Origin of the sequence: Mesorhizobium sp. M0870 (assembly GCF_040319775.1) — a bacterium.
Taxonomy (GTDB): domain Bacteria; phylum Pseudomonadota; class Alphaproteobacteria; order Rhizobiales; family Rhizobiaceae; genus Mesorhizobium.
In genome coordinates this window covers 44,355-62,138 of record NZ_JAMYOI010000003.1, presented here as the reverse complement: position 1 = coordinate 62,138, position 17,784 = coordinate 44,355, and the positions used below count along the sequence as shown (strand labels likewise).

Genomic DNA, 17,784 nt, shown 5'->3' with positions numbered 1-17,784 from the left:
CGGCGAAATCCGGGCCAATTCCATAATCTATTGCGACGCCGCCCCGGCAAGGGCGGCGAAAGCCGGGCCTTTCCCGCAAATATCCCGCGAAGGAACTGTCATGAGCAGAATAAGAGTTGCCGTCGATGTCGGAGGGACTTTCACCGACATCTGCATCATGGACGAAGATAGCGGCGCGATCCGCATCGAGAAGACCGCCTCCACGCCTGACGATCCCATGCAGGCGATCATGAATGGCGTGGAGCAGGGCCGCATCGATCTTTCGGAGGTGACGCTGTTCTCTCATGGTACGACGGTCGCCACCAATGCGCTGATCACCCGCCGCCTGCCACGCACCGCAATGGTCTGCACCGAGGGTTTCCGTGATGTTGTCGAGATCCGCCGCGCCAACAAGGAAGACCTCTGGGACACCTACAAGGATGTCGCCAAGCCCTATATCCCGCGCCGCGACCGGCTGACAGTCCGGGAACGGGTCAGTGCCGAGGGCACGATCCTGGAAGCACTGGACGAAGAGGCCGCTCACCGCGTCGCGGAAATTCTCGTCAAACGGCAGGTCAAGTCCATCGCCGTCTGCTTCATGAACTCCTATGTCAACGGCGCCAATGAGCGCCGTATGCGTGAGATTCTGAAGGAGGCCATGCCGGATCTGCCGGTTTCGATCTCCTCGGAGGTGATGCCGGAAATCTTCGAGCACGAGCGTTTTTCCACCACCATGGCCAACGCCGTCTGCGCCCCGGTCGTCGTCGACTACGTGTCGCGTCTCGGAGAAAAGCTTGCCGCGGCCGGATACAAGCGAGATCTCCTGTTGCTGCACAGCGGTGGCGGGGTCATGACACCCGCAAGCGTCAGGGATTTCTCAGCCCGGCTCGCAGGATCGGGCATCGCCGCCGGTGCGATCGCAAGCCGCTTCATCGGAAATCTCTGTGGCTTCCAGAACTCGATCGGCTTCGACATGGGCGGCACCAGCACCGACGTCTCGCTCGCATGGAACGGGGAGTCGCGCATCACAAAAGACTGGTACATCGAATTCGGATATCCGATCCGCTTCCCCTCCATCGAGGTGCTGACCATCGGCGCGGGCGGCGGTTCGTTGGCATGGCAGGACGAGGGCGGCAGCTTGCGCAACGGACCGCAGTCCGCCGGCGCCTTTCCGGGCCCGGCCTGTTACAAGAATGGCAACCGCACCGCCACCAACACTGATGCCAATGTCGTGCTCGGTCGTCTCGGCACCAGCCTTGCGGGCGGCAAGATCACGCTCGACCCCGCTCTGGCCGCCCAGGCGGTTCAGGAGACGGTGGCGGAACCCTTCGGCATGGAACTCCACCAGGCGGCTGAGGCGATCATCGCCGTCGCCAACGCCAATATGGGCAATGCCGTCCGGCTTCTCTCCATCAGCCGGGGCTATGACCCACGAGACTTTGCGCTCGTCGCATTCGGCGGTGCAGGCGCTTTGCACGGAGCGGCCGTGGCGAAGGAGCTTTCGATTCCAACCGTGATCGTGCCGCCCAATCCTGGCGTCACCTCCGCGCTCGGTTGCCTTCTCGTCGACGTGCAGCATGATTTCTCCGAAAGCTTCATGGCCGATGCTTCGACGGTCTCGCCCGCCGAGATGCAGACGGCCTTTGTTCTGATGGAAGAACAGGCGGTTGAGCGCCTGACCCATGAGGGCGTGGCGCGCGAAGACATGGCGCTGCAGCGTACGGTCGAGATGATGTACCAGGGCCAGTGGCGCTCACTCGCGGTGTCAGCCCCGGCGCGGATCGAGAGCATCTGCTCGCTGATAGAGGCATTCCACAACGAGCACGAACGCGAGTTCAACTACCGCCGCGAAGAGGCGCCGGTGTCGATCTTCCGCATCGCGGTCAAGGCGATCGGCATCGTACCGAAAGCCGAGATGCCGCGGCATGAAGTCTTGCCGCACAAGCCACAGCCGGTCGGCCGCCGCGGCGTCTGGTTCGACGGCGTATCTCATGATGCGGCTGTCTATGAACGCGACCAACTCAGCGCCGGCGCTGCCTTTGCGGGACCCGCCATCGTCGAACAGTTCGATTCCACCACCGTGGTTCCGCCGGGAATGAGCGCCACCGTCGACGACTTCCTGAACATTCTCATCGTGACGAAAGGCTGAGACATGACAAAGCTGATTGAAACGAGCCCTGGCCTCGATCCGGTAACGTTCGAGGTGCTGAAAAACTCCTTCATCACCACCGTCGACCAGATGGCAGAACAGATGCTTCGCACCTGCTATTCCTTCGTCATCTACAACCGAGACTTTTCGAACGCCCTGCACGACGCCGATGGCAACTCCGTTGCCCAGGGCAACTACGACATCGCGGTCCATGTCGGCACACTGCACAACACATGCAAGGAGGTGATCCGGGTCTTCGAAGGCGATATGGCACCCGGTGACGTCTACGCTATCAACGATCCCTATGCCGGCGGTACGCATTTCAGCGATGTTCGGCTCGTCCGACCGATCTTCGATGAAGACAAACTGATCGGCTTCTCCCAGTCGAACGGACACTGGTCGGATCTCGGCGGCTCGGTGCCGGGTTCCTTCGACGTCACCGCCCGCGACATGTTTCGCGAAGGCCTGCGGATCACGCCGTTGCGCCTTTTCCAGCGCGGCCGCTTCTGCTCCGACGTCGCCAACATGATCGCGGCCAACACGCGCGATCCCGCGTCGATCATTGGCGACATCCATTCCCAGGCGCAGGCGACGCAGGCCGCCGAGCGCGAACTGTTGCGGCTGGTCAAGAAGTACGGACGCGGCCAGGTCATGCGCGGGATGGAGGAGGTTCAGGACTACGTCGAACGTGCCGTGCGAAAGCGTCTCGCGGAGCTGCCCGACGGCACTTGGGAGACGGTCGACTACATCGACCGGGATCTCGGTGCCGGCGAAGGCATGATCCCGATCCGCATCAAGATGACGATCAAGGGCGACACGATCCACTACGACTTTACGGGAAGTCATTCGACCATTGCCTCGATGTACAATTCCGCCCCGGGCGCGACCTTCTCGGCCGTGGTCGCCGGCATGAAAACCTTCTTTCCGGACCTCCCCCTCAACAGCGGATTTTACCGGATGATCGAGGTGACTGCGCCAAAGAACAGCATCGTCAGTGCGGAATGGCCGGTGGCGGTGACCGGGTTCCTGATGCCGTTCGAAAAGATCATGAACGCGATCTTCGAGATGTGGTCGAAGATCATGCCCGAACGCGCTATCGCCTGCGCCTTCAACCTCGAATATCTGCTGGCCGGGGGACGGGACGCGCGCAAACCCGAAAAGCCGATCTTCATGTTCTACGAATGGCTGCCGGGCGGTTGGGGCGGGCGCAACGGCAAGGATGGTGCCGATGTCACCACCGCCTGCTTCGGAACCGGGTTGATGTCGCAACCGAACGAAGGCAACGAACGGGTGAATCCGACTCGGACGGTCGAGTTCCAGATCAAGCAGGATTCAGCCGGGCCTGGCAAATGGCGGGGCGGCGTCGGCGTGCAGAAGACCTCGTTGCTGCTTGAGGCTGAAAATGCCGTCATGTCCTATATTTGCGACCGCGAGCGCGCTGTCGTCTGGGGTGTCGAAGGAGGCCTGCCGTCGATGCCCCACGGCTTGACCATGAAGCGCGCCGGAGAAGAGACCGAGATCTGGCTCGGCTCCGTATTCTCCGATTACTCCGTCCACACAGGCGACCAGTTCGCTCGTCCGACGGCCGGCGGCGGCGGTTTCGGCGATCCACTGCAGCGCGAGCCCCGCAAGGTGATGGAGGACGTGATCGACGACTACGTGTCTCTGGAGCGCGCCAAGACTGACTACGGCGTGGTGATCCGCGAAATCGACCGCGACCTGTGCCAGTACGAAATCGACGGGACGGCAACCGAAGCCTGCCGTGCCGACATCCGGGCGAAACGGAAGGACTGGGCACGCATGGATCCTGAGGAGGTCGCGCGCAAATACCGCTCCGGCGAGATCGATACGCTCGATGCGGTTCGGCACTATGCCGTGATCCTCGACTGGGAGACTGGCGAACTGCTCCCCAAAACCACCGCCCAGTTCCGTGAGAGCTTTGAGAAACGCACGGTCGTTCACTGGGCCTGAGCGCCAAAGAGCACGCCGCAGAGTTATCTGTTTTTTCGATACGATACTCAAAGAATTACTATTTCACAGGAGCCTAAAGCTGGAGCAACAATGCTGCAGCGCCGCGAAAGTTGGCTGCTTCCGAGGGGTATGACAGATGGCGACAAGCGTGGAACGATCGTTCACCGCGGCCAGCACGATTGAAGAGGCATTGGCCGCACGCAGGCGAGGTGCGGCTGTGCTTGCCGGCGGCACCTGGATGATGCGTGATCCACGGCGCGGGGTCGAGCTTCCCGAGGCGGTGGTCGCCCTCCACCGAATACCGGCCTTGTCCAAGGTCGAAATCGGCTCGGACCATGTCGTGATCGGCGCAGCCGTTACCCACGCAGTCGTTGGCCGCGCGTTGCACGGGGCAGCGGGCTTCGAAGGTCTGGTTGCCGCGGCGGAGAATGCGGCCAATCCCGGCATCCGAAAGGTCGCCACCGTGGGCGGCAACCTTTGTGCCCTCGACTTTGCCGCCGCCGATCTCGCCCCTGCGCTTCTCGTCTGTGAGGCGGCGGTGGAACTGGAGACGTTCGAAGGCCCAAAACTTCTCGGTATTTCAGATTTCCTCAAAGACAGGCATACGCTGCTGGCCGAAGCGATTGTGACGAGAATTCATCTGCGCCGCGACCTTGTCGCAAGTGCTCATATCCGCCTGCCGCTTCGGAAAGCCGGCGACTATCCGGTCGCCATCGTCTCGCTTGCGGTAGACAAAGACAAACGATGTCGCATCGCCGTCGGCTCGGTGGAGCCGGTAGCGCGGCGCTGGACGGCGCTCGAACAGGCCATGGCGGCGGACTCGGCCTCTGCGTTCGATCCGGAACGCGCCGCCGGGCTTGCGCTGGAGCACAATGATTTTCAGGGCCGCGACGGCAAGGAAGCGGAGGGTTGGTACCGCCGCCAGGTTCTTCCGCCGCTGGTCAAACGCGGTGTTGCCGCACTTCTCAAGACTGGGGCCTGGCATGACCGTGACATTCCAGCTGAATGGCGAGGACTGCCGCTTTGATGGCGATCCGATGACGCCGCTCGTCGACATCTTGCGGCAGGAACGATTCCTGACGGGGACCAAAGCCGTGTGCCGCGAAGGCTTTTGCGGCGCGTGCACGGTGCATGTCGACGACGAAGCGGTGCCGTCCTGCCTGAAGCCGGTTGGACTGGTCCAGGGATGCGCGGTGACGACCATCGAGGGATTGAGTTTCGGAAGCCAGGCGCTGCACCCGCTCCAGGCCAATTTCGAGGCGGCCGATGCCGTGCAATGCGGCATGTGTTTTCCGGGAATGGTCATGAGCCTTTCGGCGTTCGTGCGTGACAATCCGCATGCGAGCCGTCCCGAAATCAAGGCGGCGATGGTCGGCAACATCTGTCGCTGCACGGGATATGAGCGGATAGTCGACGCCGTGGCCGACTGCCTCGACCAAGCGCGGATGGCTGGCCAGGTGGTAGGAGGCATCCATGTCTGAGCTGTCCGCCACGGTGATGAATCTTCCCCGCCGCGATGCGCAGGACAAGCTGCGCGGGCGGACGAAATACACCAACGACCGGATTCGCCCCGACATGCTGCATGCCGTGCTGCTGCGGTCGACCGTTCCCGCGGGGCGTATCCGCAAGCTCGACGTTTCGGCGGCACTTCGCTGTCCTGGCGTGCGCGCGGTGGCGACCGGCGCCGACGCGCCAGGGCTCTACGGCATCGGCATTGCCGACCATCCGCTCCTGGCCATCGACACGATCCGCTATCACGGTGAACCAATCGCCGTCGTCGCCGCCGAGACGGAGAAGCAGGCGCGGGCGGCACTTGCCGCCATCATGCTCGAGGTCGAGCCGCTGGCACCGGTGCTCACCATGGCCGACGCGCTCCAGCCCGGCGCCCGTCTCGTCCACGAGGGCTGGCGCGGCTACGAGGTGATCACCGAGGGCGGTGCACGTGCCGGCAACATCGCATGGGAGGCAAAATCCAGCCGCGGTGACGTCGATGCGGCCTTCGCCCGTCCCGACATACGCATTGTCGAGAGCAGCTTTACCGTCGGCCGACAGAGCCATCTGCCCTTCGAACCGCGCGTTGCCATCGGCTCCTGGGAGGACGGCCGTGCTCACATACAGACCTCGACGCAGGTGCCTTGGACCGTGCGCAACGTCACCGGAAGGGTCATGCAGCTTCCGCCCGGGCGTGTGCGGGTCACTGTACCCCCTGTCGGCGGCGGGTTCGGCCTGAAATTCGATGCATCCATCGAGCCTATCACTGCACTTCTGGCGCGGATGACCGGGCGCACGGTGGTCCTGGAAAATACCCGGCAGGAAGAGATGGCAACCTGCCTCTGCCGCGAGAATGCGGAAATCCGCATCCGGTCCGCTGTCACTGCCGAAGGATACATCGCCGGGCGCGAGGCGGTCGTGCTGATGGACTGCGGCGCGTATGGAGGCGAACAGGTTTTTCTGACGACGATGACGGCGCACACGCTGGGCGGCAATTACAGGGTTGGCGCAACGCGGCTCGTCAGCCGCGCCGTATACACCAACACACCACCCAACGGTGCTTTCCGGGCTTGCAACGGCGTCTACAACACATTCGCTTTGGAGCGACACACCGACGAAATCTGTGATGCGCTAGGCTTCGACCCGATGGAGTTCCGGAAGAAAAATGTCCTGGGAGATGGGGATCTCGGTGCCACGGGCCAGGTTTTCGAGGCCGACGTGCTGGGTCCGATGCTCGATCGCATGGAGACACTGCGCGCCAGTACCGGTACATCAGAGGCCGAGGCCGACGGCAGGCTCTATGGTATTGCAACCACGGTCGGCACATGGTTCGTTTTCGTCGGGCCTTCGGCGGCGACGGTGAATTTGAACGCCGACGGCAGTGCAACACTGGTCACGTCGGGTGTGGAGATTGGTTCCGGCACGATGGTGCAATCCCTGCCGCAGATCGTGGCCGGGCAACTCGGCCTCGCTCCCGACCAGGTGATCGTGCGCGAAGCCGACACCGATGCCGCCGGTCTCGATGTCGGCGTTGGCGGCGGACGAACCACCGTGTCCATCGGCGCGGCAAGTGTGGCTGCCTGCGCGGAAGTGCGGGAGAAGCTGCTGCGGACCGCCGGCGAGATGCTCCAGACCCGACCGGAAGACTTGGTGCTGCGGGATGGTCGTGTCGAGATCGCGGGACGTCCCGGCTCCGGCATGTCGATCCCCGCTGTCGTCGCCCATGCGCAGGCAACCACCGGCCCGATCACCGGAAGCGGAGCCTTTACCGCCAGGAACACTCCGGCAATGTCCGGCTGCGCGATGGGGCACTTCATCGATGCGCTCGACATCCCCGTCTTCGTCGTTCACGAGGCCGAGGTGGCGGTTGATCCGGACACCGGTCATGTCGAGGTGCTGGCCTATCGCGTGGTGCAGGATGTCGGCCGCGCACTCAACCCGCGCGCGGTCATGGGCCAGATACAGGGTGGTGTCGTGCAGGGTCTCGGCTACGCCCTGCATGAGGAGGTGACGATCACCGCTGACGGACGCATCGCGCAGGACGATTTCGAGACCTATCGCCTGCCGCTGGCGCAGGACGTGGTTCCGGTCGCCGCCGACCTCTACGAGGGCGCTCCGTCGATGGGGCCTCTAGGCACCAAGGGCGCGGGCGAGGTCCCGATCCTGGCCGTGGGCGCGGCGATCGGCTGCGCTGTGGCACGCGCTATCGGCAAGCCGGTGCGGCAGCTGCCACTGACGCCGCCGCGCGTGCTTCGACTGCTGCACGAGCGCGAACCGCCGCCGGAATTCCCCCACATCGCCCACGGCTGGGCGTCGAACACTCTGGGCTGAGGCAAGCAAACCATGGTCACCCTGAACTGCGACATGGGGGAAAGTTACGGCAACTGGCGTTTCGGCGACGATGCCGGCATCATGCCTCACATCGATTGCGCCAACATCGCGTGCGGCTTCCACGCCTCCGATCCATGGACGATGCTGAAGACCGTGCGGCTCGCGCTTTCGCACGGAAAGCAGGTTGGCGCGCATCCGTCCCTTCCCGATCGCGAGGGGTTCGGCCGGCGCGAGATGAAACTTCAGCCCGAGGAACTGACAGCCGCCTTCCTCTACCAAATCGGTGCGCTGACAGGAATGCTGGCCGCAGAGGGCGGGCAGCTCAGCCATGTCAAGCCGCATGGCATCATCTACGGCATGGCCGCGCACGACGTGGACACTGCCCGGGCGATTGCCGCGGCGGTCAAGCCGTTCGGCGTCCCTCTCTTCGGCATGGCGGGAACCTGTCACGAGACGGCAGCAGTTGAACTTGGCGTTGCCTTCGTGGGCGAGTTCTTTCCCGATCTTGCCTACGCTCCCGGCGGCAGCCTGATCATTCCGCGCGTCCAGTCGGCCATCGACCTGACGCTTGCCGAGCACCGCATGGTGGGGGCGCTTACCCGACACGAACTCGTCACGACAGACGGTACGATCCGCCCGGTCGACTTCGACACCGTCTGCATCCACTCCGATCCTCCGAATGCGCGCGACGTCGCCGCGCTGATGCGGCGGATCATCGACACCCATTCCAACAGCCTGCCATGATTCATTTCCCGAATCGTGAAAGCTCCACGCATGGGATCGAGGACTATCTCGCACTCACCTCCCGAACCATTTCCCCAAGCCGCTGAGGACTTCCATGGATGCGCTTTCCAACTCTCTCGCCGCCGCCGACATCGCCACCTCCATGCACCCCTACACAAACCTGCGTCAGCACGAGGAAACCGGGCCGCTGATCATCAGCCGCGGCGACGGCATCCGTGTGTATGACGAACGCGGCAAGGAATACATCGAAGGGCTCGCCGGGCTGTGGTCGGTGGGCGTCGGCTTTTCGGAAAAGCGGTTGGCCGACGCTGCCTACCAGCAAATGCTGAAGCTGCCCTACTACCACACCTTCTCCTCCAAGGCGCATGAGCCATCCATCCGGCTCGCTGAGAAACTCGTGGAGATGACGCCGGAAAACCTGACGCGTGTCTTCTTCACGTCGTCGGGCTCGGAAGCCAACGACACCATCGTCAAGATGATGTGGTTCATGAACAACGCGCTGGGCCGGCCAAAAAAGAAGAAATTCCTGGCACGGACCAAGGGCTATCACGGCATCACCGTCGCCTCCGGCAGCCTGACGGGCCTGCCGGTCAACCATCGCGACTTCGATCTGCCGGCGATTCCCGTTCGCCATTTGACCTGCCCGCACTTCTATCGCTTCGGCATGGAAGGCGAAGACGAAGCCGCCTTCACGGCGCGTCTGCTCGCCGAGCTGGAAGCGGCGATCGCGGAAGAAGGGGCTGACACCATTGCAGCCTTTATAGGAGAGCCGCTCATGGCAGCCGGCGGCGTTCTGCCGCCGCCGGTCGGGTACTGGGAAGGCGTGGAGAAAATCTGCCGGGCAAATGATATCATCCTGATAGCAGACGAGGTGATCTGTGGTTTCGGGCGGCTTGGTACGCCTTTCGGCGCTCAGAAATACGGCTTCACGCCTGATATCATGACGGTCTCCAAGCAAATCACGTCGTCTTATATGCCGCTTGCCGCCGTCATTTTCTCCGATGCGATCTATCAGGCGATCGCCGACAACACCGCAACGATCGGCAATTTCGGCCACGGCTTCACGGCGTCGGGTCATCCGGTCGCGACGGCGGTGGGTCTCGAAAACCTCGCCATCTTCGAGGAGCGGGACTTGATCGGAAACGCGGCCCGCCTTGAGACGTCGTTCCAGGCCGGCATCCGCTCGTTCGCCGATCACCCGCTTGTCGGCGAAGCGCGGGGCACCGGTCTTATCGGCGCCGTGGAGCTGGTGGCAGACAAGGCGACGAAACGCCCCTTCGCCAAGGTTGGGCGCGCAGGGAGTATCGCAGCGGGAATCGGCCACGAGGAAGGCCTCATCTTCCGCGCCATCGGCGACCAGCTCGCGCTCTGTCCGCCGATGATCTCGACAGAAGACGATGTGAAGGAAATCATGACGCGCATGGGCCGGACGCTTGAGCGCCTGACCGGTGCGGTTGCCAAGGAGGGACTTGAATGACCCGCATGAAAGCCGAACCGGTCATCCATATCGACGACGAACGCTTTCGGGTCACCGAATGGCGCTTTGCCACCGGGGCCGAGACCGGCTGGCACATCCATGGCCATGACTACGTCATCGTGCCGCTTACGGACGGCAAGCTCGGTCTCGAAGGCCCCGACGGCGCGCAGTCGCAAGCCGCTCTCACTCAAGGGGTGCCCTACTCGCGGCGGACGGGTGTGGCCCACAATGTCATCAATGCCGGCGATGCGCCGCTCGCCTTTCTCGAGGTCGAGGTCGTTGAGGCTGGCGATCTCGCAGCCAGGCGGCTCGCCGTGCTCGACCGGTTCCTCGCGGCCTGGAACGCTCGCGACGTGGGCGCGCTGATGGACTGCATGGTTGAGAATTGCGCTTTCCACGGCTCGGCCGGCCCCGATGCCGAAGGGCGCAAGCATGTGGGGCGTGACGCAGTGCGCGTCGCCTATGCAGCGCTGTTCGATGCCTTCCCGAAAGCCGCGTGGATCAGGGGACGGCACATCGTGACGGGCGACACCGGGCTTTCATCATGGCGCTTCGTCGGCACCACGGCAGCGGGGCAGCAAATCGAAGTCGACGGCTGCGATATCTTCGCTTTCTCGGGGGAGCTCATAGCGCTCAAGGATTCCTACCGCAAAGCGCGAGGGTAGCGAAAATCTGGATTCATCGGGCGACAAGGGCGGTCCAAACGGGCCGCCCTCGTTTTTTGCTCAAAGGCAATATCCTCAAAAGACGAAAGGCCCGGTCATCCCAAAGGAACAGGGCCTTCCGCATATGAAGGGCCGGGCTTACCCGGCCCATCTTCTCCTACTTGAGCAAGGCTTCCATCGGTACCGGCTCGGAAATCGTCCAGTTGCCTACAACACCCGGCTTGCCGGCCTTGGTCTCGACGATCAGGTACCGCGTCTGGTTCTGGTGATGCAGTTCCGGCGTGAAGGTACGAGGCCCGAACAGTGTCGGCTCATTCTTCATCTTTTCCAGTTCCGCGACGACCGCGTCGGCATCGGCCGTGCCTGCACGCTCCACCGCCTTGGCCCAGACGTCGACCATGACGTAACCCGGAAAGACATACTGGCTCGAGGGATCGGCGCCTGTCTTCTGCTTGTAGGTGGCATTGAACTTCAGCACGGCCGGATTGGGATCGTCGCCATAGATCGATCCCTGAACGGGGACGTAGAAGTTCGTCAGATCGGGCACAGCCGAGAGCCAATAGCTACCGTCGACGCCCGATCCATTCAGGATCATGGAATTGATACCCGCGGCGCGAAGCTGCTTGATGGCCGAGACGGCGCCCGGCATCATCGTGCAAAGCATGATCGCATCCGGCTCCTTCGGCAGAGACTTGATGCGGGTGATCTGCGCGGCGATGGAGGCATCCTCGTTCTTGAAGGTGTCTTCACCGACAAGCTTCGCGCCCTGGGCTTCGAGCTTCGGCATCATCCAGTCGAAGCCGTCGCAGATGCCCTTGTTGTAGGCCGTCCAGGTATCGAGCAGACGGTAGAAGTCCTTTGCGCCCTTTTCCTTGAATGCCCACTCGGCCATGGTCGCTCCCTGCACGGCCGCCAGCACCGACGCGGAGAAGCTGTGCGGGCCGACACCCTGGATGCCGGCCTTGACCGATTCCGCGCACAGGAAGAAGGAGATACGGCCTGCGTCCTCGGCCGCGAGCGCAGCCGGCGATCCGAAGTCGTAGTCGCAGGACACGACCACGAGATCCGCACCCTGGTCGAGCACGGAGAGGCCAGCCTTGGCGCCTTCGGCCCGGTCGGACTTGGTGTCGGCCTTGACGACCTTGATCTGCTTTCCAAGCAGACCGCCAGCCGCATTGATCTCGTCGATGCGGATCAAAGCCGCCTCCTGGGCAGGCTTGTCATAGGCTTCCATGAAGCCCGACTCCGCAGTGGCGAAGCCGATGACGATAGTCTTGTCATCGGCCAGGGCCGGGTATGCGATGGACATCGAGGCCAGAGCGGTTGCGACAATTCTCATTTTGTATGCCATGCACGTCTCCTTTTTTGTTTTCCGGTCGGGCTTGTGCCGCCGGTCACTTGTTGCGACTGCTGCGAGGTAAGGTGAGTTCGCGGTTGCCCATGAGTCCGGATGGGCGAAGCGCGAGGATCACGATCATGATGACGCCGAGGGCTATTTCCTGAACCCCTTTCGGGAGGGCGAACGTGGACTCGCCGAGCGATACGCCTGCCTCCAGCCAACGCAGCGCCTGGATGAGGGCGGACAGCAGGACGACACCCACCACACCACCCGACAGGCTGCCCATGCCGCCGACGACGAGCATGGAAAGGGTGATGAAGGTGAGACCGAGATAGAATGTATCGGGTGTGACCACGCCGATGGAATGAGCCATCAGCGCACCGCCCAGCCCCATCACCGCGCCCGATACGACGAACGCCACCAGTCTTTCCCTGGGAATGTCGATACCGGAAGCCGCGGCGGCGGTGGGCTCGTCGCGGGCAGCACGAAGGGCTAGGCCGGACCGGGAGATCGCGTGCACCCAGGCGATGAAGATTGCGACCACGGCGCCGATGAGATACGGCCAGATCACGCGCACGATCGGAATGCCGACGACCGACGAGGTCGCTCCGGTCACGCTCTCCCAGTTGGAATAAATTGTGTTGATCATGGCGAGCATCGCGAAGGTCGCGATCGATGCTGCGATGCCCGATAATCGCATCAGCACCCGCCCGAAGATGAGAGCGGCGAGGGCGGCGAACAATGCCGCCAGCACGGCCGATTGCCAGTAAGGCAATCGGGTCGCCAGCAGCCATTCGGGCAGTCCCGGCAACGAACCGCGTTTCATCATCGGGTTGATGGTGAGCCACGCGGCCGCGTAGGCGCCAAGGCAGGTGAAGCCGATATGCCCGAAGCTGAGAACGCCCGAATTTCCGATAAAGATGTATAGGCCCACGACGAGGATGACACGGACGAACACGTCGATCACCGTCTGGTTGAAGGGCCGCGATCCGGTCATCACCGTGATCAGCGCGATGGCCAGCAGCAGCAGAGAAAGCAGGACCGGCGTCAGGATTGTGCGGCGCGCAAGTGCGAAGCGGGCGGGCTTTTGCTTGGCAGCCGCGGCACCGGGAGCGGTAGAGTTGGCTAGGGAGGCGGCGACAGCCATGAAATCAGACCCTTTCCTTGGTGCCGCGCGCGGCAATAAGCCCTTGCGGGCGGAAGAGGAGGACGAGGATGACCGCTCCATAGACAAAGGCATCGCGGAATGGCCGGGCGTCGATGGGCAGCATGACCTGCATGATCACCGAGGCGGCACCCAGCAGGAAGCCGGCGAGCACGGCTCCCCCGAGGCTGCCGAGGCCGCCAATGACGGTGGCGATGAAGGCCATCAACATGATCGAGGCGCCCATCTGGATGTCCAGCGTGCCTGTCTGGGCGCCAAAGATCAGCGCAATGGCGGCGGCCAACGCGCCGGAGAGGGCGAACGCACCCATGATGACCCGGTTCGCACGCACACCCAGCATGCGGGCCATCGAGAAGTTCTCGGCCGCCGCCCGCATCTCCAGGCCGAAGCGGGTTTGACGCAGGAACAATGTCAGGCCGATCAGGATGACCATCGTGGCGACGATCGTTATGAGCTGGAGGAGGGGAAGCCGGGCACCAAGGATCTCCACCGGCTGGGACAATTCGGGCAGCAGCGAAATCGATTTCGGCCGACTGGAGAAAAGCATGAGCAGGAAGTAGCGAATAACGAAACCGAGCGCGAAGGAGGCGATCATCATGGTTGCCGGATTTGCCTGGCGGAACCGCCTGAAGACGACGATTTCGCACAGCACCGACAGCCCGGCCCCGCAGAGGAGCACGAAGGGCACCAGCAGGTACCACGGCAATTGGCCGGCGAAGACGATGGCCATGGCGTCTGTTGACGGCCATAGCAGCGCGAAGACGCAGAAGGCGATGACGTCGCCATGCGCGAAGTTCACGAGCCGCATCACGCCGAAGATGAGGGCAATGCCGAGCGCGCCGAGCGCGTACAGCGAGCCAAGCGAGAGTGCGTCGAACAGGATCTGAAGCATCTCAATTGTCCTCGTAGCCGAAATAGGCAGCCTGGATCGCCTCGCCGTTGCCGAGCGTCCGCGCGTCGCCATCGAGCACGATCTGTCCGCCACGCATCAGGATCATCCTCCCGCCCACCATCATCGCCCGGGCCGAGCTCTGCTCAACGATCAGGAGCGTGAGTTGGCGCTGCGCACGCAGCGCGATCAGCCGCTCGTAGACCTGGTCGTTGATGTTGGGGGCGAGGCCCAGCGAAGGCTCGTCAATGGCTACAAGCCGCGGATTGGTCATCAGCGCGCGTCCGATGACCAGCATTTGCTGCTGCCCGCCGGACAGCAATCCCGCCTGCCCGTGCCGCCTCTCTTTCAGCATCGGGAAGGTTGCGTAGACGGCTTCGAGTTCGTCGGCCGCTCGGCTGCGCCAGCCGCGTTCGCGGGCGTGCATGCCGGTTCCGACCAGGAGGTTCTCTTCGGTCGTCAGCGAGCCGAAGACATCGCGCCCCTCCGGCACCATGGAGAATCCGAGCCGGGCGATGTTTTCCGGCGCCTGGCCGGTGATCTCATGACCTGCAAGGTCGATCCGGCCGCCCGCCACCGGCGTAACACCGGCGATCGCGCGCAGCAGCGAAGACTTCCCGGCTCCGTTCGGGCCGGTGATGAACAGGATTTCTCCCTCGGCCATGGAGAAGGAGACATTTCGGACCGCCGTGAGACGGCTATAGCGAATAGTGATATCGGAAAGGGCGAGCAGGCTCATTCCATCGCCTCCAGAACAGGCAAGTCGGTGTTCGCGGCCGTGCCCATATAGGCGTGGCGCACCTTCTCGCTGTCGCGGATGGCCGCAGGCGGGCCTTCCTCGATGATCGCTCCGGAATCGAGCACAACGATATGCTGGCAAAGGCCGAGCACCAGCCCGACATTGTGCTCGATGAGCAGGACACCGCAGCCGAGATCGCTGGCGATATGTCTTATCAGGGCCGAAAGCTCCCGCGCCTCCAGTGCACTCATGCCAGCCGCGGGCTCGTCGAGCAGGATGTATGCGGGCCGTCCCATCAGGGCGCGGCCAATGGCGACGCGGCGCTCGTCCGTATATGGCAACGTTCCGGCGATGCGGGTGCTCAGCGCACCGATGCCTATCCAGTCGAGCATCGCTTCCGCTTCGGCGATGGCAGCGCGCCGGCTCATTCCCAGGCCAACGCCGGTTACCTCCAAATTGTCCAGCACAGGCAAGTCGCGGAAGAGCCGCCCACCCTGGAAGGTGCGGGCGATGCCGCGCCGCCGGACCTGATGCGGCTTGAGACCCGTGAGTGCTGCGCCGTCGAGCTTGATGGTGCCTTCCGTCGGTGCCTGGAAGCCGGTCAGCACGTTGACGAGCGTGGTCTTGCCAGCGCCATTCGGGCCGATGAGGCCACTAATGCGGCCGGGCGTAATTTGGAGGTCTACCGATGACAGGGCCTTCAGCCCCGCAAACGATACCGAGACGTTCTCCGCGCTCAGATGACTCATGACCCTTTCCTTCTTTCTACCGACGGAAAGGCGCGAAGCATCCGGCCTTGCGGCCAGTCACGTTGCAAATGTCTTCCCCTGTCGGTTCCGGCGGTCTCTAGCGGACTGCTCGGATGCCAAATTCACGCCGTTGCCCGGCGTCGTCTTGTCGTTTCGCGCACCGGATTTTGTCTTCCGCCACGCACGGTCGGTTTTGGCCGGCCGATCTCCTCGCCACCGGCTCCTCCGCCGGCATTTTTCCGGCTGACGTCAGCCGGCCAGATGTCCTTCAGCACGCGCCAGCGCGGCGCGCTGTTCGGTTCGCGCGGCAAGCGCGTCTTCCAGCGTCACCGGAACGAAGCGCGCCGGGGTGTGCGGCTGGAGTTGGGCGATAAGGTCCATGTCGGCCGATATCACCACGCCCAGCATCATGTACCCGCCACCCGAAACCGCGTCCCGGTGAAGAACGATCGGCTCCGTGCCACTCGGCACCTGGACGGATCCGTAGGGATAGCAGGCATCGACGATGTTCGAGGGGTCGGAGCCCGCACCGAAAGGCTGCTCGCGCTCGACGAACTCCAGTGGCGTCCCGCCCCGGAAGCGATAGCCGATGCGGTCGGCTTCGGGCGCGACCTTCCAGGTTTCCTCAAAGAACCGATTGCCGGCAGCCTCGGTGATCCGATGCCAGTACATGCCGGGAAGCATTCTGAGTTCCGCCGGACTATTGCCCGCGCGGCGCAGATTTGCAGGCAGTGAAAGACCGGCTTTGCCGGAACCTTCGCCGAGGGGAAGCTCATCACCCGCCTTCAGCGTGCGGCCCTGATGGCCGCCGAGTGCGCCCAGAATGTAAGTCGAGCGCGAACCGAGAACCACGGGTACGTCGATGCCGCCGGAGACGGCCAGATAAGCGCGCGCGCCGCCCTTGAGGAAGCCGAAGGAAAGCCGGTCACCGGCCTTCACCGGAAAACTTTCCCAAGTAGGCCGTTCCTCGCCATTGAGTTTGGGTGGGAGCTCTCCACCCGTGACGGCGACGACCGCGGATTGGGTGAATTCGAGTTCGGGGCCCATGAAGGTGGCTTCGAGCACCGCGGCACCCGGATTGTTGCCGACAAGCAGGTTTGCGATGCGTGTGGCAAAGCGGTCCATGCCGCCGCCTTCGGGAATGCCGACATGATAGTGGCCTGGTCGACCAAGGTCCTGCACGGAAGTGGAGAGGCCGGGAGAGATTACCTTAACGGCCATTGATAAGCTCCATCAGCTTTGCATTGGTGCCGTAAATATCGCTGTTGAAGTCCTTCAGGCTGAAGGTGCACTCGCGAACCGTCGGCTGCCACCGATTGGCTTCAATTTCCTCCAGCGTGGCGTCGTAGTCATCGCGACCAATGGCCTTGAACTTGACGATGTCGCCTGGCTTGAACAGGCACATGTCATCGGAGAGGTAGCGCACCTTCCTGGTCGGGTCGTAGATCGGGGCCGGGGTTATGCCATACATCTGGTAGCCGCCAGCGCCGCGTACTGAATAGATCGCTGCGAAGCAGCCGCCATGGCCAATGGTGAGCTTGGGAGTGTCGGTGCGTGGACGCAAGTATTTCGGCGCCTGAATCTGTTTCTTGCGCTCAACCATCTGGTACAGGAAGGGCAGTCCGGCGACGAAGCCGACCATCGATACGAACCAGGGCTGGCCGGAATAGGCCGTGATAAACTCTTCCACCGTGGCATAGCCGTTGATGCGTGCCGAATATTCAAGATCGGTGGAGGAGGGGTCCTGATGGCGCTCGCGGAAGCGCAGGCAGGTTTCACGCGTCCATGGATCCTGGAAATAAACCGGCAGTTCGATGATCCGGGTCTTCAGCTCCGGGTCCGCCTTCGAGGCCGCCTCTTCCATCGACTTCAGTTCGCGGAGCAAATCCTGCGGCTTGACGATGTCGGGGTTGAAGCGAATCTGGAAGCTGGCGTTGGCTGGGCAGATCTCGGTGACACCTCGGATGCCTGCCGTACGCACCGCGTTGGTCATCGAAAGGCCGGTAAAGAAGGAGGTGAGCGACATTTCTTCGGACACCTCGCCGAAGATATGTTCGTCACCGCCGAAGTTGAATCGTATCGACATCGGTCCCTCC

Annotated in this window: 15 protein-coding genes; 8 read left to right on the top strand and 7 right to left on the bottom strand. The window is 63.1% G+C overall.

The window, feature by feature from the left end:
• The first annotated feature begins 100 nt into the window (after positions 1-100).
• The 8 genes from NKH97_RS05220 to NKH97_RS05185 all read left to right on the top strand — a co-directional run bounded on the left by NKH97_RS05220 (position 101) and on the right by NKH97_RS05185 (position 10,807).
• On the top strand, positions 101-2,128 hold the full coding sequence (locus NKH97_RS05220) for a hydantoinase/oxoprolinase family protein (protein WP_023808992.1): 2,028 nt from the start codon (positions 101-103) through the stop codon (positions 2,126-2,128).
• Positions 2,129-2,131: 3 nt separating this feature from the next.
• Positions 2,132-4,099 (top strand): hydantoinase B/oxoprolinase family protein, encoded by a 1,968-nt coding sequence (locus tag NKH97_RS05215; RefSeq protein WP_352628424.1) that lies wholly within the window; start codon positions 2,132-2,134, stop codon positions 4,097-4,099.
• Positions 4,100-4,235: 136 nt separating this feature from the next.
• Positions 4,236-5,126: an FAD binding domain-containing protein gene (locus tag NKH97_RS05210; RefSeq protein ID WP_352795630.1), complete on the top strand. Its 891-nt coding sequence runs from the start codon at positions 4,236-4,238 to the stop codon at positions 5,124-5,126.
• Positions 5,083-5,580, top strand: coding sequence for a (2Fe-2S)-binding protein (locus NKH97_RS05205; protein WP_352795628.1), 498 nt, complete (start codon positions 5,083-5,085; stop codon positions 5,578-5,580). The genes NKH97_RS05210 and NKH97_RS05205 overlap by 44 nt, the downstream gene beginning before the upstream one ends.
• Positions 5,573-7,921, top strand: a complete 2,349-nt coding sequence (locus NKH97_RS05200; RefSeq protein ID WP_352795626.1) for a xanthine dehydrogenase family protein molybdopterin-binding subunit — start codon at positions 5,573-5,575, stop codon at positions 7,919-7,921. The genes NKH97_RS05205 and NKH97_RS05200 overlap by 8 nt, the downstream gene beginning before the upstream one ends.
• A gap of 12 nt (positions 7,922-7,933) precedes the next feature.
• Complete coding sequence (locus tag NKH97_RS05195) at positions 7,934-8,665, top strand: LamB/YcsF family protein (RefSeq protein ID WP_352628430.1); 732 nt, start codon at positions 7,934-7,936, stop codon at positions 8,663-8,665.
• A gap of 94 nt (positions 8,666-8,759) precedes the next feature.
• Positions 8,760-10,142, top strand: coding sequence for an aspartate aminotransferase family protein (locus NKH97_RS05190; protein ID WP_352440676.1), 1,383 nt, complete (start codon positions 8,760-8,762; stop codon positions 10,140-10,142).
• Positions 10,139-10,807 carry a nuclear transport factor 2 family protein gene (locus NKH97_RS05185; RefSeq protein ID WP_127294316.1) on the top strand — a complete coding sequence of 223 codons (669 nt, stop codon included), beginning with the start codon at positions 10,139-10,141 and terminating at the stop codon, positions 10,805-10,807. The genes NKH97_RS05190 and NKH97_RS05185 overlap by 4 nt, the downstream gene beginning before the upstream one ends.
• Positions 10,808-10,964: 157 nt before the next feature.
• Here the strand turns inward: NKH97_RS05185 and NKH97_RS05180 are convergent, their stop codons facing one another.
• From NKH97_RS05180 to NKH97_RS05150, 7 genes are all read right to left on the bottom strand, one after another.
• Positions 10,965-12,158 (bottom strand): ABC transporter substrate-binding protein, encoded by a 1,194-nt coding sequence (locus NKH97_RS05180; RefSeq protein WP_023808984.1) that lies wholly within the window; start codon positions 12,156-12,158, stop codon positions 10,965-10,967.
• Between the two features lie 43 nt (positions 12,159-12,201).
• Positions 12,202-13,293: a branched-chain amino acid ABC transporter permease gene (locus tag NKH97_RS05175; RefSeq protein ID WP_352440675.1), complete on the bottom strand. Its 1,092-nt coding sequence runs from the start codon at positions 13,291-13,293 to the stop codon at positions 12,202-12,204.
• Positions 13,294-13,297: 4 nt separating this feature from the next.
• The gene (locus tag NKH97_RS05170; protein WP_027036291.1) at positions 13,298-14,203 is read right to left on the bottom strand and encodes a branched-chain amino acid ABC transporter permease; all 906 of its coding nucleotides are present in this window, start codon (positions 14,201-14,203) and stop codon (positions 13,298-13,300) included.
• A 1-nt stretch (position 14,204) separates the two neighbouring features.
• Positions 14,205-14,939, bottom strand: coding sequence for an ABC transporter ATP-binding protein (locus tag NKH97_RS05165; RefSeq protein WP_023808981.1), 735 nt, complete (start codon positions 14,937-14,939; stop codon positions 14,205-14,207).
• A complete protein-coding gene (locus tag NKH97_RS05160; protein ID WP_352440674.1) occupies positions 14,936-15,688 on the bottom strand; it encodes an ABC transporter ATP-binding protein in 753 nt (250 codons plus the stop codon). Before NKH97_RS05160 ends, NKH97_RS05165 begins: the two co-directional genes overlap by 4 nt.
• A gap of 249 nt (positions 15,689-15,937) precedes the next feature.
• On the bottom strand, positions 15,938-16,909 hold the full coding sequence (locus NKH97_RS05155) for a 5-oxoprolinase subunit C family protein (RefSeq protein ID WP_023808979.1): 972 nt from the start codon (positions 16,907-16,909) through the stop codon (positions 15,938-15,940).
• Complete coding sequence (locus NKH97_RS05150; protein WP_127397599.1) at positions 16,899-17,774, bottom strand: 5-oxoprolinase subunit B family protein; 876 nt, start codon at positions 17,772-17,774, stop codon at positions 16,899-16,901. Before NKH97_RS05150 ends, NKH97_RS05155 begins: the two co-directional genes overlap by 11 nt.
• Positions 17,775-17,784 lie beyond the last annotated feature (10 nt).

Coding starts and splice junctions, on each gene's coding strand:
- NKH97_RS05190 (WP_352440676.1), top strand. CDS start 8,760: ATGGATGCGCTTTCCAACTCTCTCGCCGCCGCCGACATCGCCACCTCC.
- NKH97_RS05175 (WP_352440675.1), bottom strand. CDS start 13,293: ATGGCTGTCGCCGCCTCCCTAGCCAACTCTACCGCTCCCGGTGCCGCG.
- NKH97_RS05155 (WP_023808979.1), bottom strand. CDS start 16,909: ATGGCCGTTAAGGTAATCTCTCCCGGCCTCTCCACTTCCGTGCAGGAC.
- NKH97_RS05150 (WP_127397599.1), bottom strand. CDS start 17,774: ATGTCGATACGATTCAACTTCGGCGGTGACGAACATATCTTCGGCGAG.
- NKH97_RS05180 (WP_023808984.1), bottom strand. CDS start 12,158: ATGGCATACAAAATGAGAATTGTCGCAACCGCTCTGGCCTCGATGTCC.
- NKH97_RS05210 (WP_352795630.1), top strand. CDS start 4,236: ATGGCGACAAGCGTGGAACGATCGTTCACCGCGGCCAGCACGATTGAA.
- NKH97_RS05195 (WP_352628430.1), top strand. CDS start 7,934: ATGGTCACCCTGAACTGCGACATGGGGGAAAGTTACGGCAACTGGCGT.
- NKH97_RS05215 (WP_352628424.1), top strand. CDS start 2,132: ATGACAAAGCTGATTGAAACGAGCCCTGGCCTCGATCCGGTAACGTTC.
- NKH97_RS05170 (WP_027036291.1), bottom strand. CDS start 14,203: ATGCTTCAGATCCTGTTCGACGCACTCTCGCTTGGCTCGCTGTACGCG.
- NKH97_RS05205 (WP_352795628.1), top strand. CDS start 5,083: ATGACCGTGACATTCCAGCTGAATGGCGAGGACTGCCGCTTTGATGGC.
- NKH97_RS05165 (WP_023808981.1), bottom strand. CDS start 14,939: ATGAGCCTGCTCGCCCTTTCCGATATCACTATTCGCTATAGCCGTCTC.
- NKH97_RS05220 (WP_023808992.1), top strand. CDS start 101: ATGAGCAGAATAAGAGTTGCCGTCGATGTCGGAGGGACTTTCACCGAC.
- NKH97_RS05185 (WP_127294316.1), top strand. CDS start 10,139: ATGACCCGCATGAAAGCCGAACCGGTCATCCATATCGACGACGAACGC.
- NKH97_RS05160 (WP_352440674.1), bottom strand. CDS start 15,688: ATGAGTCATCTGAGCGCGGAGAACGTCTCGGTATCGTTTGCGGGGCTG.
- NKH97_RS05200 (WP_352795626.1), top strand. CDS start 5,573: ATGTCTGAGCTGTCCGCCACGGTGATGAATCTTCCCCGCCGCGATGCG.